Origin of the sequence: Verrucosispora sp. SN26_14.1, from assembly GCF_004307965.1 — a bacterium.
Classification (GTDB): domain Bacteria; phylum Actinomycetota; class Actinomycetes; order Mycobacteriales; family Micromonosporaceae; genus Micromonospora.
In genome coordinates this window covers 29,315-50,190 of sequence record NZ_SISL01000003.1, presented here as the reverse complement: position 1 = coordinate 50,190, position 20,876 = coordinate 29,315, and the positions used below count along the sequence as shown (strand labels likewise).

At 71.6% G+C, this 20,876-nt stretch carries 1 protein-coding gene (cut by a window edge); it reads right to left on the bottom strand.

All coding sequences use genetic code 11. The features are described 5' to 3' along the window. Positions 1-36: 36 nt before the first annotated feature. A protein-coding gene (locus EYA84_RS00580; RefSeq protein ID WP_131051001.1) for a hypothetical protein crosses the window boundary here: on the bottom strand, positions 37-20,876 show its final stretch. The gene runs 29,005 nt beyond the window's last position; only the last 20,840 of its 49,845 coding nucleotides appear in the window; its start codon lies beyond the right edge, outside the window — the gene reads right to left on this strand; the stop codon is at positions 37-39.

The window sequence follows — 20,876 nt, the reverse complement described above, 5'->3', positions numbered from 1 at the left end:
CCGTGGCATCCCGGACGGGACGCGCGACAGTCCCCGTTATGGCCGCCGGAACGTCCCCGGCGGGCAGACGAAGAGCGATCGAGCGAGCGCGGCCAGCTGTTCGTGGTGCTCCGGCCTGCTCAACGCCAGCGTGCGGATGTACCGGCCCGCGTCCAGCTTGTGCGCTTCGAGAGCGACGACGAGTTCGACCGGCATGGCGTGCTCGCCAGGCACGCCGTCGAGAATGGCACGGACCCGGTCCACCAGGGCTACCGCCGCACGTTCGGCGTCGGAGAGGGTCGTGCCGTAGACCAGATCGGAAAGCGTTCGCATCACCTTCGAGCTTCCCCCGCCGACGGAGCGGAGCAGCATGTTGGTGCGAGCTGCGGCCACGCCCATCCCGGCAGGCGGACCCGATCCGCCCACCACGAGCGCAGGATCAGCGGCGGGTCTCGTCAGAACCCGGACTCGCCCCGCCTCCCGCACGGACGGTGAAGATGCCTGTCGAAGGTCGGCGAGCCGAGCGACATCGCCGGCCCGCGCCAACCCGCCGAACGCTGACCGGGCCAGGGCGACGAGATCGACGACCTCGGCAGCCGGATCGACGCCGCGCCGGTCGGCGCTCAGCACTACGTTAACCAGTGCGCGCATGTCGACTCGAGCCACCGGCAGGGCCGTACCGGCAGTCGGGCCCAACCTTGCGACTTCGGCCGCCAGCCTGGGTCCGGCCAGCCAGCGGTCTCCGGTGATCGTGACGAGAACCTGACTGAGACGAGTCACGGAGTGCAGGGCGGCCGCTGAAGCGCCGATGCCGAACACCTCCACCGTGTCCCGGGCCAGGTACCTGATCCTTTCCAGGATCTCGCCTGGGAAAACGACGAGGAGGCGGATCATCGAACGGAGGTGTACCTGCTCGATCCTGCCGAGCGACGGGAGGTCACCCCTCAGCAGAAACTCGACAGCTCGCTGCACATCAGACATGCGTGTTAATGACAGATCTGCTGGCAGAACCGTCAGCAACCGGGACATCCCAACCACGTCTGACTCTCGAAAGTGCGTGCCGAAGATGCGCTGCGCCAGCGAGCGCACCCGCTCGAATCGGGCCCGGGCCGCCCACCGGTCGACCCCTCGACCGAACGCGGCGACGGCATCGACAACGATACGGGCCCGACCCTGATCGGCATCCAGCTCACCACTCAGGCCCTGAGAGCGCAGGGTCGGCACCGCTTGGTCCAGCCGGGCGAGGTCGCCCGCTTTCAGGGCGTGTCGGAAGACCTTGTCGGCCCACATCACGAAGTAGCGCAGCGCCGCCCTGTTCCGTGTCCGGGTGTCAGCTCGCCTGACCAGTGAGTGCAGCACCATCAGATCTGCTTCGGACAGAGGGATCGACGGTGCCTCGGGGCCGAGCAACCGGCCGACCTGGTCCTCGATGAGTGGCCAGGAGGCTGGCCGCCGGTCGTGCCCCAACACCTGGAGCAGCACACCCGTCGTTTCGAGGTCGTCCTTGGTGAACTCCGGGCCGAACAAGGCCGCGGTGGTGTACGCGACGTCGTGCAGCACCTGCTCCGCGTCACCGCCCGGTTCGTTGTTCAACCTCGTCTCGGCGGCCAACGCCGGGAGGCGGTACTCACCTCTGGCCAGTTCCTTCAACCGGTCGGCGACTCGACGTACGGGCACCCGCACCGGGGCGCTGTTGACACCGAAGAAGCGGTCACTGATCTGCGCAAAGCCCAACGGTGACCGCACCTGGTCGTCGGCGATCCGCAGCCACGCCTTCGGGAACCACCGCTGGACCTTGAGCAAGGCCGGTTCGTCGAGGCCGACGCCGCTGACGTCGACCAGATGAATCCGACGGCGTAGTCCCGGGTCGAGTCGCAGGTTCACGCTCTCCAGCACGCCCAAGGCCAGGACCGGCCGGTAACCGTGCGGAATCTCCTCCAGCACGTCGGCGATCGCAGACACATCGAGCCTGCCGGGGTGATCCTGCAGACCACCCACCATGCGCCGCACACCGGTCCACAGTCTGTGCAGGTCAGTCGCCCTCGGGGCGAGCAGGTCGAGCCGTCCCATCTGCAGGCTGACGTCGGCCTCCACCGCGTCGAGATCGACTCTGTTGATCAGGTTCAGGGTGGTGCGTTCGAGGACGACCTTCCGGTACCCGCGCCGCGCCCGTCGCCGGATCCACTCGGTGTCCTCGGCCAACTGCGAGCGGAACCAGACCTTCTGTGGGCTGATGGAGCGTGCTTCCCCAACGCGCAGCGCGACATGCACGAGATGTCCTTCGCCGGTGTCGACCTCGGAGAACTCAGTGCGAATGCCGAGCGTCTCGTCGAGCCCGATCAGGCGCTCCGGATCCGGCCGAAGGATGTTGTCCAGCACCTGCCGCAGCGTCACCTTGATCCTGAGAAGGTGCCAGTCCAGCAGTTCCCCCACTCGACCGGGCACCCGATTCAGCTGCAGCAGAAGGCCGTGGTGCGCGGTGAAGTGATCGGCGAACATCTGCTCGATCGACGCCGCATTCGATTCCAGGAACAGTCGCAGCTCGTACGGCAGCGCCATGAACGCGCTGTGCCACGTCTCCCGGGTTGCCCACAGCAGCATGTCCTTCATCCGCTTGTGCGGCTGGAAGATCGTCGTGGCGAGCGCACTCGCTCTCATGTACTCCTGAGCCAGGTAGCCGGCCAATGTCGTCACCAGGGACGGCGTGCCGAGAGCAGGGAGTTGCCCCCCGTTGAACTCCGTTGCCACCAGCCGGCCGAAGGAGATCCCCTCCTCGGCCAGAGCGATCGCCAAGGGAAAGCGCAGTCGGGCGTTCGCACGGTGGTAGTCGATCAGGTCTGCCAGGAAGGCGTACATGTCTTCAACCGGCACACCGTACGTGTGCTGGGCCTCGATGGCGTCCTGATAGGTCGGGACGAGGGCTGTGCGTCGGAAGACGGGATCCACCCAGTAGTCGGGGAATGCCTCGCCGAGCGTGGACGGTTGCCAGGTACGTCGGATCGCCTCGGTCACCGCCGCATCCACGACCTGCGGGTCTGCGCCCACCTCCTCGTCGTCGAGGACGAGTCCGGCCGGCTCGACGACCTCCAGATGCTCGCCATGTGGTCCGTCGGTGTCGAGTCGCAGCCCGGCCGCGGACGTGGCGATCTCCCGGGAATACCGAGGAGAGGTGTAGCCCGGGATTCTCAGCCTCGTCGGGAGCTCCCACTCCATTCCACCTCGCCCACCGCGCAGACGATTGACGACGCTCCAGCGGCCGTTGCCCGACCACCGGTAGTCCCGGTCCGGCAGGCCGGTCTCCGGTTCGAGGCCGTGCAGGACGCTACCGTCGACCTCCACCGGCACCGGCCGGAAGGTCGTGCCGATCGGCCTCTGCTCGGCGACGAAGATGACGGCGGAGGTCTCGAGCTGTGCCGCCGTCCGGCGCCCCAGCCGGACCGTCTCCCGTCGGGCCGTGTCGGCCAGCGCGTTCGTGCCCGACGCCAGCCGCGTCAGCTCGACCAGGGCACGGTGCCGGACGAGCGCGGACGCCGATCCCGTACCGGTCGCCGGCCCGATCTCCACCTCGTCATCAGCCGCCGTCAGCGATCGCGGCGGCTGCACCTGGAAGCGCAGCCCGAGCCGATGATCCAACTCGCCGGCCTGGGACCACAGCTTCGGGAACCACCGGGCACCAAGGCCGACCGGCCGGAACACCACCGGCCCGTCGAACGCGTCCGGGTCGGCGGCCCGCAGCCGGTCGAGCAGCACCGTCAGCCAGGCCGCACCACCGGGTACCCCCACCGCTGGGTCCTGCTGCCGGGGCCTGCCGTCCTCGCGGGCCGGGTAGCCGACCACCACCCCGTCCGGCGACGGCTCCTCGGCACGGACACCGCCGAGCGTCCACACTCGACCCTCGGACCAGGACCGCGCCGAGCCGATCCAGTCGTCGATTGTCGCGTACGTCTGCCGTACCCGCTGCGCCACCTCGTCGGCGTCGACCGCACCGGAGACCAGTTCCAGCGCCGTCACCAGCCAGTCGAACGCCAGCGGCTCGTCCGGCGCCGGTGCGGGCAGGCCCCACAGCCGGTGTACGAGGGCGGTGAGACGGGCCGGATCCACGCCGCCGGTCGGTCCGTCCAGGGCGAGGAGGCGTCCGGCTGCGGTCAGCCGGGGCCAGCTCAACCCACCGATGCCGTACGCGAGCGCGGCGACGAAACCGGCGTCGAGCAGGGCCGAGGGGCGGCGCGGGTCGACACCGACCGCCTCGGCCAGGTGTGACCAGGACAGGCGGACCGCAGGTGGATCAGTCGACCTGGTGCTCGCCTGGTCACCGATGGCGCGTACCAGGTCCGGCAGGCCGAAGGCGATGCCACCGTCGTCGCCGGGCCACTGGTAACGGCCCGGGTCGACCTGCCCGAACAGGGCATCGATCAGGTCGGAGGTGCCCGCTGTCGGTGCGAGCCGGTCGGGGAAGGCCGGTCGACCGGCCACCACGTCCGGAACCCGCAGCGGGTGCGGGTGGACGCTGTCGCCCCCGGTCAGGGCCCGGCTGACCCGGCGAGCCAGCACCACCGCAGCCCAGGGTGCGGGCTCGTGCGTCGGTCCCGCGCGCAGGGTCAGCTCGTCGTCGAGGCTCAGCCACCAGTCGTCGTGGTCGACGAGCGCGTAGCCGTCACCCCGGGTGGACGGCAGCGTCAGGCCCGGACCGGGCCGCAGCACCGAGTACGCCGCCGCGCGGAACGGCCGGAACTCGAACTCGGTGGCCGTCGCACCGAGGCTGTCCCACCCGCCGGCACGCAGCGGACGGATCCACCCCGATCGCACCGGCACCTCGGCCAGCGCATCGCGCCCCAGCAGCAGCGTCCGATTCCCGCCGAGTTGGTCGGCAAGTTCCACGGCCTGATCGGTCGTCAGCGGTGCCGCCGGCAGCACCTCCACCATCGCGTGTGCCCTGAGGTGATCGGGCAGCACGTCCAGCGCCGCCTGCACCGCCGATGCGGCGGCAGCCGCCCGGGCGTCCACCACCACCCGCAGGCGGCTCGGGTGCGCCGGGCGTTCCGGCAGGTCACCGAGGGCCTGGCGGTCGGGGCCGACGTAGAGGCCGTCGGGGCGGGCCAGCAGGTGTCGTCCGGGCGGTGCGGTGAGGTCCACGTCGGCCAGATCCACCCGCCAGTCCCGGACCGAGCCGAAGGCCGACGAGGTCAGCTCCAGCTCGTCCACCTGCGTCTGGGCCAGCGACGCGAGGTGCAGGGCGGAGGCGGTCGTCGCACGCTCCCAGGTCTGCTCGCGGGCGACACCGAGCCAGGCCAGCGTCCGGGGGCTGAAGCCGGGCGTCTCCGTCGCGTCGGCCAGTCGCCGGTCGGCGTCACGGGCGTCCTGGTGCAACCGCTCCCGGGCCGGTCGACGGACCGAGTCGCCGTGCTCGGGGTCGTACAGGTCCTGCCGCAGCGCCGTGGCCAGGCCGTGCCGGTCGTCGTCGACGGGCAGCGGGTTCGTGCGGGCCGCGTCCAGCGCGGTCTCGTCGGTCACCCCCTGCGTGACCTGCTGCCAGGAGCGGTCGTCTCCGGTGCCTGCGACCAGGCGGTACACGAGGAAGTGCTGCGCGGCGACCAGCACCTCCCGCCGCAGTCCGACGAGCATCCGGTCCGGCTCGTCCAGCACCACCCGCACGGTCCAGGCGGAACGGTCGAAGGCCACGCCGAGGATGCCGTCGGTGTCCGGCGGCAGCAGGTCGACCGAGGGCGACGGCATCTGCTCGACGGTGGCCAGGTGAACGACCAGTTCCCGCAGCGCGTCCTCGGCGGCGGTGACAGCGGCATCGCCCGCCCCCGTGATGGCCGTGCTCTGCCAGGCTCGCAGCAGCGTGTCGAAGTGGGTCCGGGCCAGGTCGTGGGAGGCCCGCTGCACCTCGGGAGCGGCCATGGCGAACCCGCTGGCCGGGTGCGGGTCGACCGACGGGGGCGGTGCCGACGGCTGCCCGACGGCCGGCACTCCGGTCAGCTCGGGTCCGATCCGCGCCGGATCGCCGCCGTCGGCCGGGTACCGCCAGAACGCCGCCAGGTCGCGCCGCAGCGCGTACTCGCCGGTCGGGTCGAACCCGACGTGCAGCGCCCGCAGCCGCCCCGGCTCGCTCTGCACCCAGCCGTCGCTGGCGTACACGTCCACGCCCAGGATGCGGCGGAGCGTGTCGGCGAGGCGGGTGGACCAGGAGTCCGTCGCGCAGTCGCAGATCGCCAGCGCCAGCGGCTGTCCCCGCCACCCCGGCGTCATCCGGATGATCTCGGCGAACCGGGCCACCGAGACGTGCCGGCCGTTGATGCGTACGCCTCGGGCGTCGCCGTGCAGGGCGGCCACGAAGGCGCCGGGGATGGCCGACAGCGACTGCGGCACGGCGGTTCCCGGGCCGCTCGCCTCGGGTGACCAGTACCGCCCACCGGGGAAGCCGACTCCCGCGTCAGCGAACTCTCCGCCGACGCCGCCGTACAGTGCGGGCGTGGACGGGGCCGGCAGGTCGCCGTCGTCCGAGGCGCGCGACGCGTCGTCGACCGCCCACACGTCGCCGGACACCTGGCCACCGACCCGGTCCTTGCGGCTGCCGCGCGATGTCGCAGTGGAATCCCCGGCCGTCTCCGGCGCGCTGCCCACCGCCGCCCAGGCCGCCGGCAGGTCCGCCACCCGGACCGGCAGGTCGCCTCGGGTGTTCTTGGCGTGCTCCACGGCCGCCAGCAGCCGCCTCAGCTCGCTGTCGGTGACCGTTGCGGAGTCGCCACCGCGCAGCGCCCACACCGCCAGGTCGAAGCGGTTGCCCCACTGGACCGGGCGCCTGTCCTCCGCCGCCAGCGCGGCCGAGAGTCGGCGCACCGAGGCGACCTGCGTGACGGTGGTCCGCGTGCCGAACAGCGCCCGCGCCCACACGCCCAGGGTGAGCAACGACTCCTGCTCGTCGCCGTCCGCCGGCAGGCCGTCGTTGAGCAGCCGGCCGAACCGTTTACGCAGGCTGGTCCCGTGTCGCAGACCGGTCTGTTCCGCCAACCAGCCCGGTGCGGCGTCCAACGGAGCGAGACCCGTCAGCCAGTCACGCAGTGTCCGCCGCCAGTTCTGCACCAGTTCCTGGGTGGCCGGGTTGCCGGGCGGCTCGAACGCCCACACCTGACGCCGGAGCCGCCGCGCGTCCGCGCCGGTCCCGCCGTGCGCGAGGATGGCCCGCGCCACCGCCCTGACCTCGGCGACGCTGCCCGTCCAGAGTGGGTCGTCGGCGAAGATCTCCCGACGTACGGCGGTGACAAGTTCATCCCGGTCCACCGACGGTCGGCCGATCTCCAGTGCCCGGACCAGGTGCACCAGGCCCGCCAGGTCCCCCGCCGTCGGCTGCGTATCGTCCGACGGGCCGAAGACGGACCAGACGGCTCGGAGGGTGTCGCGTACGGCGGCCACGGCGCCGTCGTCGGCAGCCTGCCGGATCACCTGGGTCAGCGCCTGAACGTCGACGTAGGCCAGTTGGAGCGGCCTGCGGCCGGCCGGCGCCTCCAGGCGACTCACCAGATCGAAGACGTCGTCCAGCCTGAGGTTCCATCGGCGAGGGCCGGACAGGAGGCCGATCAGGCGTCCCAGCCCGACCATGTCGTCGGCGGTGGCCGTCGGGCCGAACAGGACGCTGGTGTCCCGAGCCAGCATGTGGAGCATCTCCACCGCCTCGTCACGGAAGTGATAGAGGGTCCGGGCCAGCCAGCGCAGGTGTCGCGGCTCCACCTCGGAGATCCGCAGATGCTCGAAGATCAGTCGTCGGAACGGTGGGATCAACGCGGCCGGATCGTCGAGTCTCGGCCGGTCCGGCAGCACGGAAACCAGCCGTGCCGTACCGACGAGCTCCGCCGCTTTGGCCTCGTCGTCGAAGAGCCGCGCGGCAAGTGCCCGCACCTCGCGCAGCAGGTCGACCGTCACCGGTTCGCGCTTGTCCAGATCGGTGATGAGCGTGGCCGTCAGGGCGACATTGGTTCCGCGAAGCTGTGCCGGGTCGCCGCCGGTGACGGCGCTGAAGGCCTGCCGCAGGTCGGTCTCCCCGACGAAGGTCCGCCCGGTGAAGACCTCGATGGCTCGACCCAACCGGGCCAGGCTGCCCTCGCGCGGCTCGGGGCCGTACACCCAGCGAGCCAGCGCCGCCGCCGCACGCAGAAGTGCGTCCGCCGCCCGCCGGTCGCCGTCGGCCAGCACCTTCAGCAGCCAGCGAACGTCCGGCACGGACAACGTCACGGTCCACGGCTGGTCGGCGGAGAGCCGGCCGACCGCCGCTTCGAGGTCACCCCAGGTCACCACGCGGTGCTCCGGGCGCAGCGCCGTCAGCAGCCCGGCGAGGCGCTCCAGGTCGGCCCGGTCGAACGTGGGCCCGGAGACCGCCGCGGTCAGGTACGCCAGATCGTGCAGCGCCTCCCGGGCGTCGGCGCCGGTGGCCGGGTCGTCGGTCAGCCCCAGACCGCGCGCGAACCCGGTCAGCCGGTGTCGGTCCCCGGCCAGCTCGTCCAGGCGCCGGGTCACCTCGCGCACCGGCACCCGGACCGGCGCGCTGTTGGCCCCCGCGAACCGGTCGCTGAGCTGCGCCCAGCCCGGTGGGAACTGGACCGGCTCGTCGACGACACGCAGTTCCGCCTTCGGGAACCACTGGTGGATCTTGGGCCAGGACCGCTCGGGCAGGTCGACCGCGCGCAGGTCGACGATCTGGATCCGGCGGCGCAACGCGGGGTCGAGCCGCAGGTGCACGCTCTCCAACACTGCCGTCGCCAGGTCGATGCGCCGCTGTGGCGGCACCCGGTCCAACACGTCGCCGGCCGCCGAGAGGTCGAGCCGGTCCGGGTGCTCCAGCAGCCCGGTCAGCAGCCGGAGTGCGCCCTGCCAGACCGGTCCGGGCCCGGCCGCGCCGCCCGGGGCCGGTTCACCGGACGCCACCTGGCGTCGCAGGTCCGCCACCAGGTCGGCCAGCTCGACGGTGGGCGGGGCGGCCGACGCCGTACGCGCGAAGGCGACCTTCTGGTATCCCCGGCGAACCCGCCGCCACAGCCATTGGCCGTCACGTTCGAGGACCGAGGAGAACATCGAGTGCGCCAGCCCGAAATTGCGTCCCTCGCCGATGCGCAGCCCGACATGGCGCAGGTGACCCTCGTTGGTGTCGATCTCGTCGGTGTAGGTCCGGATGTTCAGCGCCTCGGCCGGCGTGATCGCTCGGTCGGGGTTGGTGCGGACCACGTTGTCAAGCACCTGGCGCAGGGTGAACGACTTACCCGGCACCTCGACGTCCAGCAGGTCCGCGCCGCGTCCGGCCTGCGAGAGCTGTTCGGCGTGGTGGGTCCGGTATCGCGTGAGGAACTGCTCCTGCACCCACTCGGCGTGGGTGTGCAGGTAGCGCCGCAGCTCGGCCGGAAGCGCGGCGAGCGCGGCCCGCCAGGTCTCCCGGGTGGCCCAGAGCAGCAGGTTCTTCGGCCGGTGTTCCCTGGTGTGGTAGGCCGACGCGACCGCGCCCACCCGGGTGTACTCCTGCGCCAGGTAACCGGCCAGGGTGGTGGCGGGCGACGGCCGGCTCAGGTCCGGCTTCACGCCGCCGTTGAACGCGGTGGCGACGTACTCACCGAAGACGAGGCCCTGCGTGGTCAGCGCGGCGGCCTTCCCGAACGCGTGGTTCCTGGTCTGGTCGTGGTAGTCGACCAGGTCCCCGAGGAACTCGTGCATGTCCTCGACCGGGAAGCCGTAGTTGTGTTGCACGTACGGCTGCCCAGCCAGCGGGGTGAGCGGCATGTCCCGCATCTCGGGTGCCACCGTGTAGTCCGGGAAGAGGGAGCCGAGCGTGCCTGACCGGGTGGCGCGTCGGACCGCCTCGGCCGTGGCGGCGTGTACGGCCGCCGGGTCGGCCCCGACCACCTCGTCGTCGAGCACGAGCAGCGGCGGCTCCACCACCTCCAGGATGCCGCCGGCGTCACCGTCGGCGTCCAGCCGGAGCCCCTGCGACGAGCGGGCGATGTCCCGGCGGCCTCGCCCTCGGCCCGGGTCGGTGCGTTTGAGGAGGACCGGCAGCTCCAGCTCCCGGGCTCCCCGCCCGCCGCGCAACCGCAGGATCGGCTCGGCATGGGCGCGGGGAGGCTGCACCTGGAAGCTCTGCGACAGCCGGTGGTCGAGTGCGGCGGCCTGCCGACGCAGTTCCGGAAGCCACCGGGCGTCGATGCCGACCGGTCGGACCACCACCGGGCCGCCGAACAGGTCGGGATCGGCGGCGCGGGCCCGGTCGAGCAGGACCGTCAGCCAGCCCGCCCCACCGGGCACACCGATCGCCGGATCCAGGGGGCGCGGCCGGCCGTCGTCGTGGGCCGGGTAGGCGATCACCACCGCGTCCGGCCACGGGTCCTCGCGACCGGTCACGCCGACCGACCACACCCGGCCGCCGAACAGCGGACGGGCCGAGTCGATCCAGGCGTCGACCGTCGCGTAGAGCTGCCGCCTGCGGTGAGCCAACTCGGCGAGGTCGGCGGCGCCCGGCGCCAGTTCGACGGCGACCACCAACCAGTCCCGGGCCAGCGGTGTGTCCGGGTCCGGGTCGGACAGTCCCCACAGCTCGTGCAACAGGGCGTTGAGCTGGGCCGGGCTGCGATACCAGGCGTCCGCCGGACCGGCGGAGAGCGTGCGGTCGAGGGCGACGAGCTGCCGGACAGCGGTCACCCGGGCCGCGGTCAGGCCGCCGATGCCGTACGCGAGCGCGGCCACGAACCCGACGTCGAGCAGCGCCAGCGCGTCGCCGGAGTCGACGCCGACGGATTCGGCCAGCCACCCCCATGCCTCGCGGGCCGTGTCCGGCGGCGTGTCCGACGCGACACCGGCCAGGTCACCGAGCGCGTACACCAGGTCCGGCAGCGCGAACCCGAGATCGCCGGCACCGCCGGACCAGACGTAGCGTGTCGGGTCGACCGGGCCGAGCAGGTCCGGACCGGCGGTGTCCGGCGCGGCGGACGACGTGGGCATCGGCGGCGGTGCGGACACGTCGTCCGGCGTCCGGAGCGGCGCCGGGTGGAGGTCGTCGCCCCCGGCCAGTGCCCGCGCCACGCGGCGTGCCTGCGCCAGCGCAGCCCACGGGGCCGGGCCGGGCACGGTGCCGTCCAGCGACAGTTCCTCGTCCAGGATCAGCCAGTGGTCGCGCTCACCGGCGAGCCGGTAGGTCCCGTCCGACCGACGCGGCAGGTGCAGGGACGGGCTGAGGCGCAGCGTCGACGGCGGTGCGGCGTCCCTCGGGCGGAACTCGAACTCGGTGGCCGTCGCCACGAGGCTGTCCCAACCTCCGGCGCGAAGCGGCCGGACCCGCTCCGACCGGGCCGGTACACCGGTCACCGCGTCCCGGCCGAGCAGCAGGGACCGGCCGGAGCCGCCGAGCCGGTCCGCCAGCTTGATCGCGGTGGCGGTGTCCAGCGGTGCGGGCGGTAGCAGTTCCACCATCACCCGGTCCGCGAGGTGACCGGGCAGTGCCTGCACCGCCGCCCGCACCTGCCGCCGTGCCCGGCGGAGCGACCCGGCGTCCCGGGCGTCCACCACCAGGCGCAGCCGCGACGGATGTGCCGGGCGGTTCGGTAGCTCACCCAGCCGCTGCATGTCGGGGCCGACGTACAGGCCGCCGGGCCGGGGCAGCAGCCACTGGCCGGTCGGTGCGTCGATGTCGGCACCGAGCAGGTCGGTGCGCCAGTCCCGGGCCGAGCCGAGCTGCGACGCGGCCAGTTCGAGCGCGTCCGCCTGGGTCTGCGCCAGCGAGCTGCGGTACGACTCCACGGCGTGCGCGAGCCGCCGCCACGCCTCGTCCCGTGCCTCCGCCAGCCGTCGGCGTACTCGCGGGCTGAACCCGGGGACGCTCCCCGCGTCGGCCAGCCGACCGTCGGCATCGCGGGCCGCCTGGTGCAGCCGCTCCCGCACCGGGCGGTGGGCCACGTCACCCTGCTCGGGGTGGTGCAGATCGTGCCAGAGTTCCGCGGCCAGTCCCGACTGGGCGTCCCCGACGAACAGCGGGAACCGACGGGCGTGCAGGGCGACCCGGTCGGCGGCCTCCCGACCGGCCTGCCAGTCACCGGTTCCCGCCATCAGGCGGGACACCAGGAAGTGCTGCGCCGCCGCCAGCGCCCCGCGCCGTAGGTCAACCAGCATGCGGTCCGGCTCGTCCACCATCACCCGCACCGTCCAGGCAGCCGGGTCGAAGCCGGCGGTAGGGCCGGTCGGTGGCAGAAGTTCGACCGAGGGTGACGGCATCTGCTCGGCAACGGCCAGGTGGTCGGCCAGTTCCTGCAACGCCGACTCGGCGGAGGACACGACCGCATCAGTGTCGGACGTCGACGCCGGCTCGGCAGGTGCGACGGCCGCCTCCGCGACGGCCGTGCTCTGCCAGGCGCGGGTCAGCGCCTCGAAATGGGTCCGGGCCAGGGCGTGTGAGGCCCGCTGCACCTCAGGGTCGGACAGGGGGAACCCGCTCGTGGGGTCCGGGTCGAACGGCTGCGGCGGTGCCGGGAGAGCTCCGGTGGCCGGTACGGCGGTCAGGTCCGCCCCGACCTCGACCGGGTCACCACCGTCGGCCGGGTAGTGCCAGAACGCCGCTGGCCGCAGCGTGATCCTTGCGGAACCGTTCGGGGCCGGCTGGTCGAGCCCTCGCTCGTGGTCCGGTTCGAAGCCCACGTGCAGGGCCCGCAACCACCCATGCCCGGTCTCCGCCCAACCGTCGCTGGCGTACACGTCCACCTGCAGGATCCGCCGCAGCCTGTCGGCGAATCGGCTCGACCAGCTGTTCGTGGCGCAGTTGCAGACCGCCAGCGCCAGCGGCTGCCCCCGCCACCCCGGCGTCTGACGGATGACCTCGGCGAAATGGGCCACCGAGACGTGCCGGCCCCGGATCCGTACGCCACGGGCGTCGCCGTGCGTCGCGACCACGAAGGCACCTGGGATGACCGGCAGTGGCGTCACCCCGGCGATGTCCGGGCCGTCCACCTCGGGCGGCCAGTACTGTCCACCGGGGAACCCGATCCCCGCGTTCGCGAACTCCCCTGCGGCCGGTCCGTCCAGATCACCGACGGTCTGCGAGGCAGGCAGGCCACCGTCGTCCACCGACCGGCTGCCCGACTCGGCAGCCCACACGTTGCCCGGAACCAGGCGGGCGACCTGCTGCTTGAGCGACTGACGCAGATTCCGCAGCGAGGTGGCGGCCTCCTCGGTCTTCGTCCGCGACTGGGGGAAGTCGGCCAGGTGCTTTCTCGCCTCACCCGCCGCCGCACGCGCTCGGCCCGCCGCCTCGCGCCAGGCAGCACCGAGCCGCGTCAGCTCCGGATGATCGTGCGTCAGATCCGTGGCGAGCGCCGGTATGGTGGCCGGCCCGGCCATCTGTGCCAGGGCCTTCTGGAGTTGCTCCCGCTGGAACGTCTCCCGGTCGTCCGCCCGCTCCACCGCCTCCTGTCCGGCCGACAGGTCGGCTGCGGCGCTCGGGTAGAAGATGATGCCGCGTTGGCTGTGTGCCTGCTCCTCGCGCAGATCCTGGTTGGCCCGGAGGGCTTGCCGGTGGGCGTCGAGATAACTCTCGCGGGCCCCTTGGACCGCTCGGACCGCCGGCAGATACCCGCGGTCGCGGTCGTCGGTCCGTTCCTGGAGCCACTGCTCGACACCGTCGGGCAGCGGGGAGTCACCGCTCTGACCGGTTGTCGCGAACGACTCGACGAGATGTCGCCATGCCTGCTGCTCGGCCTCGATCCGTTGCGCGAGTTCCTGCCCGGCCACGACGACGCGGTGCCAGGCGTCCTCCGACTCCTGAGCGGCCTTGCGATACGCGGCGGCGGCGTGGTCGACCACGTCGACATACGGCGACAGTGCCTGGGCCAGTGGCACCGTCATCAGGCCGGTGGGGAACGCCTCCCGTTCCCGCAGCCGGAACCAGAAGCCGTCAGGGATGACGACCTCGATGCCCTCGGACCGACCGTCGAGCGTCGCGACGATCCGGTACACGACGTCGGCCCGGTACTCGTACGTGCGCCCGATGTCGCGGACGCTGCGGTAGCTGCCCGGTTCACCCTCCCCGCCGGCAGCGTCGTCCTCGGTGTTGGACGTCTCGGTCACACCGGTGAGGGCGAACAGGTCGGTCTCGTTGATCTCACCGTCGCGCTGGTTCCGGTGGTCGAACGAGGTCTGGAAGAGGACGTCCTGGATCCCGCTGTCCGCGCTCTGGTGATCGGTGCCCGCCGGGGTCAGCAGCACCTTGCGACGCTCGATCCGGACGGCCTCGCCCTGTGCCCCGGACACCGAGTGCAGGCGGACGTTACGCAGGTTGGCGAGGAGGCGAGCGTCCACGTCCAGCCAGGTGCCCTCCACCGCGCTCAGGGTCGAGAGCACCGAGACCGTCGGCAGGGCGAGCCCGGCCTGTTCTCCGTCCACATCCGGCAGGCGACCGGCGGAGTCACGGTCGCTCGCGTCGTTGATCTGGAAGAAGGTGCTGCTCAGGACGGTTCGGGTGAAGAGGGATCCCAGGGTGGCGCTCGCATCGGATCCAGCCACCTGATAGGACGAACCGATTCGGTCCATGCCCGCCAGGTCGCTGCCCGGCAGGCCGGTCCGGCCACTGACCATCATGGTGAGCAGACGCTGCGCCGCGAGCCGCAGCACCTTCGATCCCCATGCCTGGCCGGGTCCGAAGAAGGTGGGCAGGCGAACCGCGAACGGGTCGTTCTTCCACCGGACCAGTCGAGCCGGCTCCACCTCCCACGATGCCAGCAACCGGATCGTCACGATCCCCGGTGACGGGTCCACCCGTTCGATGGCATCCCGGACCGCCGGACGGCTCATCGTCTCCGGAACTCGGACCAGCGGCTGGACCGGGTGACCGGAGACGACCTCGGTGGTCCCGTCGGCGTGCTCGATGACGACCTCCGGGACGAGGTTCATCGCGAATCGCACCGTCGGTCCCGTGGAGGTCACCGTGGTGTGCACGCGCAGCAGGCGCGCCTCGTGGCGGTGTGTGGAACGGCCCCGAGCGGTGCCCGCTGCCGCACCCGGCATCAGGGCGAAGACCGGACCGTGCGACGTGCCGTCGCCGGCCAGTAGTTGCAGCGTCCCCAGGTGTCGCCGGGAGGTCGTGTCGTTCTCCTCCTGCCGGATGTGCGCGATGTGATGGTGTTCGATGCTGACGTCGTGTCGCAGGTCCCGGAAGACGGGTTCGCCCTCCTGCCGCACCCGCACCGAGACCTGCACGACTCGCCGTCCGAGGTACGCCCGCCGGCGCAGCACCAGCGGGATCCCGTCTTCGAGCAGGTCGTCGAGGAAGGCGTTGACGCCGTCGGCGCGGAGCCCGGCCAGCAGGTGCCGCAGACCACCGAGCACGTCGTCGGCGAGATCGGCGGGCAGCACTCCCCGGATCTGCCCGGCGAGACGGTCGTGGAGCAACGCCTTCAGCTCATCGAGGTCGATCTTGTCTTCCAGGACGTTGACCGTCAGGCCCTGCCCGAGCCGCATCGGCTCGGGCGCCCGCCAGGCCCGCTCCCGTCCCAGCGGCGGCGGCAGCAGTCCCGCCAGGAATCCCGCCGTCGTCGGATCCGCGGGGCCGATCAACAGAGCCAGGTCCTGAAGGTCTGACTCGGCGACGTACACGTACAGCCCGTCGGGGACCGTCGCCTGCCAGGCCGACGACCGCAGCAGCGGACCTCGTCCGTCGGGGAGCATCGTCAGCAGGTCCTCGACGAGGGGTAGTTCGGTGAGCAGGTTGCCCCATCTGGCGGTGGCGAGGGCGATGTACTCCAGGTCCGCCTTCAGCACCAGGTATCGGCCGGTGTGCGACCGGTTGCGCTCCTGCGCGCCGGTGACCTCCCGACGCTCGGCCCGGATCCGCTCCCGGTCGTAGTAGTAGTTGCCGAAGAGACGGCCGGCGAACCGCCCACCGGGGTGGTCGGGGGTCCAGCCGGGCCCGACCACCACGCCACCCGTCCACTTGATGCCACCGCCTCGGGACGCGTGCGCGCCGCTGGTGCCCCGGTAGTAGTCCTCGACGACCAGCGACTCGATGTAGTGCTCCAGTCGCCAGTTCACCGGCGTGATCCGCGCCGCCACTCCGGCGTGCCAGTCGGCGTAGCTGCCGTCTCCGAACAGACCGCCCAGTTGCAACCCGCCAGGCGCGGTGAGTGTGCTGGAGTGTCCCTTCTGTGCCGACTCCTCGAACGACTCCGTCAGCGCCACGTTCACCGGAGTTCCCGAGATGGTCATGATCGGCGAACCATGGCTGACGTCACTCAGCGCCCGTTGGGCGAGTTCGCTCAACAGCCCCGGTGGCACGTCCATCGCGTCGACGTGGAAGGCGCGGGTCAGCAGTTCCGGCCGCGCCCCGCCCACGGCCAGTCGGGCGTCGGCGGCGGCGATCTCGAGCGGTTCGGTGTGTGTCGCGGTCGGGACGGTGGCCGGCGTGACGCCGGACTCGACGCGCCAGGACATGTCCGACGGCGTCCACAGACTCACCGTCCCCCGCGCCGGCTCATCCTCGGCCAACAGCCGCTCCGGCGGACTGGCCTGTATCCGCCAGCCACCGTTGGCCCACGCCACGAGCGCCGATCGCCGCCACCGCGCGGGGCGCTGGTGATGCAACCAGAGCGCGTCGAAGTCGAGGTCGAAGTCGAACACCTCCACTCCGGTCGCCCGGTTCGACCACCGGTACGCCAACACCGGCGCGCCGAACCCGCCGGATCGGACCCGCGGCCAACTCACCTTTCCGACCACACCGAACCGACCACCGATATCGGTGAGCAACGACTTCACCGCCACCGCGATCTCGGGGCCGGTCGAGTACGCCTGCTCACGGGAGTGGGTGAAATTCACGAGATCGGTCAGGAACGCGACGTCCACCGGCTTGATCAGGCTCGTGCTTCCGACGTGCCGCCGGTTGCTCAGCGTCCCCTTGACCACGAGCTCGTAGTAGTCGGAGTGCACCACGCCGAACTGCCGGAAGCTCATCCGCGTGCCGTTGCCGATCAGCGGTGACAGGCCACCGCCGATCGACGAGGTCCGCGCCAGGCCGGCGGCTAGGGTGACGTAGTTCTGCACGATCGCATCGATGTCCCGCAGGGATCGGCCGGACGGCTTCACCGTCCGCCAGCCGGGGAACAGATCCGGCTTGCTCGACTCGAGTTCGCCGAGCAGCCGGTCGTGCAGTTCGCGCATACCGGTCAGGTCGGCCACCACCGAACTGCCGATCGTGGTCGGGTGCTCCCTCATCAGGTACTTCGGCGGTTGGACCACGTCGCCGTTGCTGGGCAGGCGTCCCACGCCCTGCGGTGCGGTCGACTCGCCCTGGTAGCGGTACGTCAGGTCGGTCACTCGCTGCGGGCTGACCACCCGGCCCGGGTCAGCCAGCCGCTGGGCCTCTTCGACCTGCATGCGGATGAGGAGGATCACGTCCGCTTGACCGGCCGGCTCGTCACCCATCGGTTCGACGTCGAACGTGACCTCGACCGCGTACAGGGCCGTCGGGCCGACGGTCTCGGCGAACTTCTGGCCAACGGCACCGCTGCCGGTGGCACCGCCGCGGGTCTGTCGGAACGACTTGGCGAACAACCAGCGCAGACCGCCGGACACGGTCAGGCCGGGCCCCCGGTAACGCGATCCGGGGCCGGCACCCACCGTGCCGCTCAGTCCGTCGATGACCCCGGTCTCGGCAGCCACCTCGATCACTCTGGCGAAGATGTGACGCATCGCCACGTCGTCTGCCTTCTCGGTGACCGAGAGCAGTCGGGCGCGGCCGAAGTGCGCTCGTACCCGCTCGGCCCCGATGGCTTTGCGGGTCTCGTCGTCGGCCAGGACCGGGGTGTACTGGTAGGTGTCCACCATCTCGTGGATCCTGTTGCCGACGTCGCTCCGCTGGGAGAACTCGAACAACGAGGCACGGGCGGAGCCGCCCACCACAAGGGGCTGCGCCACCGTCGAGGTCATCGCCTCGGTCAACGCCGTCGTGTCGCCGACGTCGTCGACGACGAACGCCCGTGGGAGTTCGCCCTGGAAGTCGAGCGTCGGCGGGACATCACCGACGGTCACCGGTTTCCCGACGGGCTGCTTGTCGCTCGATGGCGGGAGCAGCCGCCCGGAGGGGGTACGCCGGAGCTGTTTCAGGTCGACGGCCTGCGGCTCACGTTTGCTCGTCTGGAACGTCACCCGCTGGAAGAGGCGCCATCCCGGCCGGTCGCTCCGGCTCAAGCCGCTGAACGGCCGAACGATCGACGACGAGGACAGGTCGGTCGAGCTGCGGCGGGAAAGAGCTGTCGGCGACTGCTCGCCTGCTGCCTCCGTACCCCACGACCCCTGACGCAACCGTGGGGACGGCTGCTGGTGGCTCGACTCGGAGATCACCGATTCGGCGATGTCGGAGGTAGACCTCCTCGAGTCGGACACGGACACCGACGGTTCGACCGCTCGTGCCTTGCCCTTCGCGTACGCCGTCGGACGCGTCAGGTAGACCGGCACGTCGAGCAGGACCGACTGCGGCATCAGTCGGCTGTGCGGTTCACCGCGTACCGCCTGGCCGGGTTCCGCACCGGGGGCGCTGCTGGTAACCGTCCATCTGCTGTCCGCGCGGAAGGCGGTGGCGGTGGTGCCGCTGCGCAGCATCCGGGTGTGCAGAATCCCCTTCGACCTGCTCATGGTGCTCGCCGGCTCGTTACGGGTGATCGCGACGTGCACGGCGACGAAACCAGCCGTCAGGGCACCGAACAGCGCCGAGAACGGAAGGTGGACGGTACGCGGACGAAGGAACTTCTTGAGGTACTTCTGTTTGCGGGCGGACATGGTGGCGCTGTCCAGCCGCCGGGAGCTTGGCCCCGTCGTCGTATCCTCGACCAGGGTGTTGACCAGCTTCGCACCGACGTGCAGCTCGATCGGGATGCCATCGCGACGCATGAAGTAGCGGTTGCCGTTGACGAGGAAGTCGCGGTACCGGTGTTCGAGGTCGTAGCGCAGCCGCACCATGCCGGGGTCGTGGTCGGGTACGCCGCCCCCGACCGCCGTCCGGATCAGCTCCAACACCTGAGCGGCCTCGGCCGGAAGCAGGGTCGCGTCGGCCGGACCGAGGAGCTGACCCTCGACCATGTGGTGCGGCAACTCCCACCGGTCGGCGATCCGGTGGACGGGCAGGGCGAGTGCCTCGTCGGCGGTGGGGGGCACGTGCTGCGCCGTGGCCGCCCGGTGCCGTTGCTGCCAGGCGTTGAGGACCTGGTGCAGCCGAACCGACCGCCCCGGCTGCTTGAGTTCGTCGACCACGTCCACGAGCGCACGGAGGTCGTCGTTCGTGATCGGCCGTTCGGCGGAGGACCTCTGCCAGCCGCGCAGCAGGGCGATCAGGAACTCCGGACGCACCCGATCCTGCACACCCGGCGTCCGCCGCCACAGCGGGTCCCGGCGGAGCGCGTCCACCAGCCGCCGCACCCGCTGCAACAGGGCGGCACGCTGCGTCGGGCTGCCCTCGGCGAGCCGTCCCGGGTACAGCTCCTCGGTGAGACCGACGATGTGGAACAGGCGCCGCCGGGCCCAGATCGGAACGTCCGGCCGCCGACCCCACGGACGTAGCCGGGACATCTCCTGTCCCCACTGCGCGGTGCTCGGCTGGTGGTAGAGGCCGATCGCCCGCGCGGTCTCCGACAGCCAGCCCCCGAAGCCGCCGTCGACACCGGCCAACCTGCTCAACAGCTCCCACACCTGCCGGTGCCAGTCGGACAGGTCTGCCCCGAACCCGAACCAGGAGGTCAGCTCCGCGTCGGCCACCGCCCGTTCCAGCTCGCCATCGAACCGACTCAGGTCCGCCCGGAGCAGTGCCAGTGCCTGCCCGACGGTACGGGCCCATTCGTTCTCACCGCCGAAGGCCAGTTCCTGGCGTGCGCTCAGGCTGCGCCGTGCCCGCTCGATCCGGTCGCTGAGCTGCGACCAGCGACGAGTGAACCGGCCACGGTCTGCGCGGCCCAGGCGGGTCAGTCGGTCCCGTACCTCGGCCGCCGCCACCGGACGCCCCTGGCGTACGAGGGCGTCGAGCGAGACGACGAGTTGCTCCGGACGGTCGCCCCACAGCGCGTGGTACCGATCGCCGTGGGTGCGAAGCAGGTACAGCATCGGGCCGGACTCGCCCCACGCCGGGTACGACCTGATCCGGCCCGGCTGAATCTCGTCGAAGGCCTGCAACCGGAACGCCTCGCTGCCGCCGAGGCCACGGACGGTGAGCTGGAGCCACTCGAAGATCTCCTGGTCCCAGTCCAGTCCGGCGGGTACCGCTCCGGCGAACTGCAACAGGCGTGCCGAGGTCGGCACCCGCTGGACACCGGTGGCCACCACCAACTCCCGCATCGCCTGCAGCACGGCCCGCGACGACGACCCGCCCATGCCCGGCGACAGCGCCTGCGGCAGTCGGGGAGCAGTCCCCTCCCGCTGGTACTCACCGTCGTCGGTCACCGGCCAGAGGTCGTCGTGCGGCGGCGCCGTCGGTGCCGGCAGCAGATGGGTCGACGGCCCGGACCAGAGCGGGGCGTACGTGCCGTCGTGGGAGTCACGCACCAGGTGGAAGAGCGGACCGAGTTCGCCCTGGACCGGTTCGGTGGTGACGGTCTCGCCGTCGGTCACGAAGACCTGCGTCCGGAAGCCGAACTCCTGCCCCATCACCCCGAGCAGGGCGGCGTCGGCGGGTGGGGCCGGCCCCGTGCCTGCGGGTACGGCATCCCCGTCGATGAGGTGCCGCCACAGCCCCTCGCCGGTCGCCGGGTGTCCGTGCACGGTCATCAGTCGGGCCACCGCGTCAGCCAGCCCAAAAGCGTCAGCGCCGGTGCTGGCACCGGCGTTCAGGCCGTCCGGCAGACGGACAGCCCGAACGCCGGGGACCGGTTCGTAGCCACCGTTGCCGGACCTCGCCCATT